The organism is uncultured Oscillibacter sp., from assembly GCF_910579365.1.
GTDB lineage: Bacteria > Bacillota > Clostridia > Oscillospirales > Oscillospiraceae > Oscillibacter.
Genome location: NZ_CAJTUX010000125.1, coordinates 1 through 4,088 on the forward strand (window position 1 = coordinate 1; position 4,088 = coordinate 4,088).

At 54.6% G+C, this 4,088-nt stretch carries 6 protein-coding genes; 1 reads left to right on the forward strand and 5 read right to left on the reverse strand.

Annotation, left to right across the window (positions count from 1 at the left end; genetic code table 11):
• Nucleotides 1-49 precede the first annotated feature (49 nt).
• Genes QZ329_RS15125 through QZ329_RS15140 form a run of 4 tightly spaced genes read right to left on the reverse strand, consistent with a single transcriptional unit; the run spans nucleotide 50 to nucleotide 2,573 of the window.
• Nucleotides 50-358, reverse strand: a complete 309-nt coding sequence (locus QZ329_RS15125) for a flavodoxin family protein (RefSeq protein WP_365352327.1) — start codon at nucleotides 356-358, stop codon at nucleotides 50-52.
• A 2-nt stretch (nucleotides 359-360) separates the two neighbouring features.
• Nucleotides 361-1,302, reverse strand: coding sequence for an aldo/keto reductase (locus tag QZ329_RS15130; RefSeq protein ID WP_295753837.1), 942 nt, complete (start codon nucleotides 1,300-1,302; stop codon nucleotides 361-363).
• A 28-nt stretch (nucleotides 1,303-1,330) separates the two neighbouring features.
• Nucleotides 1,331-2,329 (reverse strand): alpha/beta hydrolase, encoded by a 999-nt coding sequence (locus tag QZ329_RS15135; RefSeq protein ID WP_295753838.1) that lies wholly within the window; start codon nucleotides 2,327-2,329, stop codon nucleotides 1,331-1,333.
• A 13-nt stretch (nucleotides 2,330-2,342) separates the two neighbouring features.
• Entirely contained in the window at nucleotides 2,343-2,573 is a 231-nt protein-coding gene (locus QZ329_RS15140; RefSeq protein ID WP_295753839.1) for a hypothetical protein, read from the reverse strand.
• Nucleotides 2,574-2,710: 137 nt separating this feature from the next.
• Between QZ329_RS15140 and QZ329_RS15145 the strand changes: the two genes are divergently transcribed.
• On the forward strand, nucleotides 2,711-3,628 hold the full coding sequence (locus QZ329_RS15145; protein WP_295753840.1) for a LysR family transcriptional regulator: 918 nt from the start codon (nucleotides 2,711-2,713) through the stop codon (nucleotides 3,626-3,628).
• A gap of 81 nt (nucleotides 3,629-3,709) precedes the next feature.
• Here the strand turns inward: QZ329_RS15145 and QZ329_RS15150 are convergent.
• Nucleotides 3,710-4,088, reverse strand: a 379-nt coding sequence (locus tag QZ329_RS15150; RefSeq protein WP_295753841.1) for a DUF6076 domain-containing protein, incomplete at its 5' end; no start/stop codon positions are given.

Below are 4,088 nucleotides of genomic sequence, written 5' to 3' on the forward strand. Positions count from 1 at the left end.
GCTGCTTTCAGCACTTTACTCAAGCGGTTTTAGCCTATTGGTACAGCTTCTAAAAGACCCGGTCCAGCAGGGACAGAATCTGTCCGCTGGGGTGGGCGTAGCAGACCGGAGAGCCAAACACGAAGCCGTCCGCTTCTTTCGCTTTGGCAATCACCTCGTTGACCATGTCATCGCCAAAGACGCACTGGCCCTTCCCGGCACAGCTGTTGCAGCCAACGCAGTCCCGGACAGGACCGCCGCCCATCTGGACGATCTCCGTTTCCACGCCCTCGGCATTCAGCGCCTTTGCCGCTTCCGAGAGGGCAAGGTATGTGCAGCCGTCCCTGCGGGTGCTGCCGTTTAACAGCAAAACTTTCATGCTCACATCTCCTTCTCCCACTCCCGCAGCGTATTGATGTTGGCGGCGTCGCCCAGGGTTTCCAGCTCAGAGACTTCCTCCGCCGTCAGAACGATCTCCGCAGCCTTCGCGGCGGCTTCCACCTGCTCCACCTTCGTCACGCCGATGATGGGCAGGGTTCCCTTGGCAATCGCCCAAGCGGTGGCGACCTGCGCGGGAGAGACGTCATATTTGCCGCCGGTCTGCCGCATTTTTTCCATCAGCTTTTCCAGCTGCGGCAGGACGGGACCGTAGCATCTGGCACGGTCGCTGCCCTCCGGGAAGGGATGGGCGGTATCGTACCTGCCGGACAGCGCCCCCTGCTCCAGCACCATGTAGGCGTAGAAGGTGATGCCGTTTTCCTTGCAGTAGTCCAGAATCCCGGCCCGCTCGGAGGAGCGGTGCAGCAGGGAGAAGTGGTTCTGAACGGCGGAGACTTTCAGACCGGCAGCGCCCAAAATCTCATTGGCCCGCTTGATCTCCGCCAGATTGTGGTTGGACACGCCGATGGTCTTGATCTGTCCGCTCTGCGCCAGAGGGATCAGCTTGGGGGTCCACTTCTCCACATCCATGGGGTTGTGAATCCAGTACACGTCTATCACATCCGCATGAAGGCGGGCCTTGCTGCCGTCCAGCATCTCCTGCATGGCCTCCGGGGAATCGCTGGCGATCTGCGGGGTGAACTTGGTGGAGAGAGACACCATCTCACGAGACACATCCTTAACAAAATTGCCCAGGATGCGCTCGGAGGTTCCCTCGCCGTAGACGGCGGCGGTATCCCACAAGGTCAGGCCGCGCTCCAGCGCCTTGTCAAACACCGGACGCAGATCGTCCTCAAAGAGATGGTTTCCAAACACCTGATCTCCGCCAGCAGCTCCGGCTCCCCAGGACCACGCACCCAGCGCGATTTTAGGCATTGTATTCATGACGAATTTCTCCTGTTGTTTTACCAGATTACAGATTGTTCTTGAAAAAGGCTTCCAGCTTATCAAAGGGAATCTTATCGAAGTTGTCATAGAGATCAACGTGGTCCGCACCGGGGACAATCACCAGCTCCTTCGGCTCCTGGGCGGCGGCGTAAGCGTCCTCGGAGTAGTATCGGGAGTGGGCGTTTTCGCCAGCGACCAGCAGAATAGGTCTGGGAGAAACCTCCTTGATATTGGTCATCAGTGGGAAGTTCCAGAAGGACACCGGCATGGTAGCCGTCCAGGAGGACACAAAGTTGACTGCGCGGGGGTGGCGGGCGCGCTTTGCGTAATACTGGAAGAAGGCGGCGAAAGCGGGATCAGCGCCCTCCGGCAGTTCCTCCGGGACCTCCATGGCGGCGGTCAGCGGATTGCCAGCCTCGTCAAATCCGATCTCATGGTTGCCTAAGGCATAGGTGCCGCTCCCGGCGTCCCGCCACCGCTGTTCACTGAGGTATTGCTTGATCTTCATGCGCTGTTCCTCGGTGTAGTAGTCCATGTGGCCCCGGCTCATATCACGGGACATATCGTACATGGAGAGGGTGGCCACCGCCTTGATTCGGGTGTCAGTCCCGGCGGCGGTGATGGCCATGCCGGACAATCCGCAGATGCCTACCGCCCCAATCCGATCACGGTCCACATAGTCCAGCAGGCCGATGCAGTCCACGGCGGCGCTGTAATCCTCGGTGAAGAGGTCCGGAGAGGCGGTGTTGCGGACCTCGCCGCCGCTCTCACCGCCGAAGGACGGATCAAAGGCCAGAGACACGAAGCCCATGGAGGCGAACTGCTGGGCATAGAGGCCCGACGCCTGCTCCTTCACCGCACCGAAGGGACCGGCCACAACGATGGCCGCGTTTTTCTGCGCCTCGTAATTCTCCGGCAGATAGAGGTGGCCTGCCAGCTCGATGCCAAAGCGGTTCTTGAAACGGACCGGCTTCATTTCGATGCTGGGGTCAATTTTGAATGTGCGTGTATCTTTGTTTTCCATGGTCAAGTTCTCCTTACTGATTTTGATTCATTTTGTAGATCAGATAGTCCAGGCAGTCGATTTTTTTCTGATCCGCATGGCAGCAGTCCAGCAGAAAACGGCGGTGTTTTGCAAGCAGAGACAGCCCCGCTTCTTTCCTGCCGGGTTTCAGAAAGTCCATAAACTGTTCGATCTGCGCATTGTCACATCCGGCATCTGCAAGATTGGCGACAACCGCCTGTTCCTGCTTCGTTCGCTCTATCATGGCCCTGCCTCCTTACGCTGTGATTATATAGGCAAACTCACGAAATATCAAATACATATAAAGAATATAACTGCATACTTGAAAGGTATGCGGTTTCCGGCTATAATCAGGCGCAGAAACAAAAGAGAGGTGTTCCTATGGATATACGGGTTTTGCAATATTTTCTTACAGTAGCGCGAGAGGAAAGCATTACCAGAGCGGCGGAAACTCTGCGAATGACACAGCCTCCGCTTTCCAGGCAGCTAAAAGACCTGGAGGACGAATTAGGGAAACAACTGCTGATTCGCGGCAGTAAAAAAGTCACGCTTACGGAGGATGGAATGCTGCTCCGTAAGCGTGCGGAAGAATTGGTTGACCTGATGGAAAAAACCAAGGCAGAGCTGGCCAGCTCAGGTGACAATATCAACGGGGAAGTTTACATCGGCGGAGGAGAAACGGACGCGATCTCTCTGTTCGCCCAAACAGCCGGAAAATTGCAGGAGAAATACCCGCTGATCCATTATCACATTTATAGCGGCGATGCGGAAATTGTGATGGAGAAGCTGGACAAGGGCCTGATTGATTTTGGGCTTCTGGTGGGACCGGTAGACGTGAGTAAATACGAGCATATGCGGCTTCCCATCAGCGACATTTGGGGTGTTCTCATGCGGAAAGACAGTCCACTGGCAGAGAAAGAAACGATATGCGCCCAGGACTTATGGGACAAGCCGTTGATCGTATCTCATCAAGCCACCATCAGCGGCGATATGATGGCATGGCTGCAAAGAGATGTCAGTAAACTGAATATTGTCATGACCTATGACTTGATCTTCAATGCGTCCCTGTTTGTGAAAAAAGGAATCGGTTATGCCATTGCACTGGATAAAATCATCAACACCACCGGGGACAGCGAACTTTGCTTCCGCCCGCTATCTCCCACCTTGGAGGCTGGGCTTTGTATCGTGTGGAAAAAGTATCAGGTTTTCTCCAAGGCTTCCAAGGAGTTTCTGCGTCTGTTGAAAAGCGAGTGGGAAGCGGAAAGCGGAGGTTCCGGGGAAACGCCAAACATTTCCTAAAAAGGCACATATCCTGTGCAGAAATTGATATGCAGAAAACAAGGAAATAAAGCTCCGGTCAAAAGGCAGCGAATCGCCTCCTCACTTCCTCATCTGATAGTTCTCCGCCATATCCAATACTTTCTGTGCTTGGGAGACGGTGGCGTTCCACTCATCCCTACTGATTTTTCCCCTCTGCTTTTTCGCCTTCAGGCGGTTGTAAACCTTCCGGTACTCTACCCCTGCCGGACTCAGCCCTGTGGTCTCCCAAGCATCCGCTTCCACGATTTGCGTCACCCAAATGTCAAGCCAAAGACACACATTTTTTCTAATATGGTAAAAATCCCAGACCACTAAAGAGGTACTGTCAAGAATAATGCGCAAAATAATTTGCAGGCTCTGGCAGAATAAAATCAGCCAGCAATCGAGGCATCCTCCAGGGTAGCCTCTAAGTGCTTCATATTCATGTACTTCTTGTTGC

Bases quoted from the DNA above. Each gene is read 5' to 3' on its own strand.
- QZ329_RS15130 (WP_295753837.1), bottom strand. From the start codon at position 1,302: ATGAATACAATGCCTAAAATCGCGCTGGGTGCGTGGTCCTGGGGAGCC.
- QZ329_RS15145 (WP_295753840.1), top strand. From the start codon at position 2,711: ATGGATATACGGGTTTTGCAATATTTTCTTACAGTAGCGCGAGAGGAA.
- QZ329_RS15125 (WP_365352327.1), bottom strand. From the start codon at position 358: ATGAAAGTTTTGCTGTTAAACGGCAGCACCCGCAGGGACGGCTGCACA.
- QZ329_RS15140 (WP_295753839.1), bottom strand. From the start codon at position 2,573: ATGATAGAGCGAACGAAGCAGGAACAGGCGGTTGTCGCCAATCTTGCA.
- QZ329_RS15135 (WP_295753838.1), bottom strand. From the start codon at position 2,329: ATGGAAAACAAAGATACACGCACATTCAAAATTGACCCCAGCATCGAA.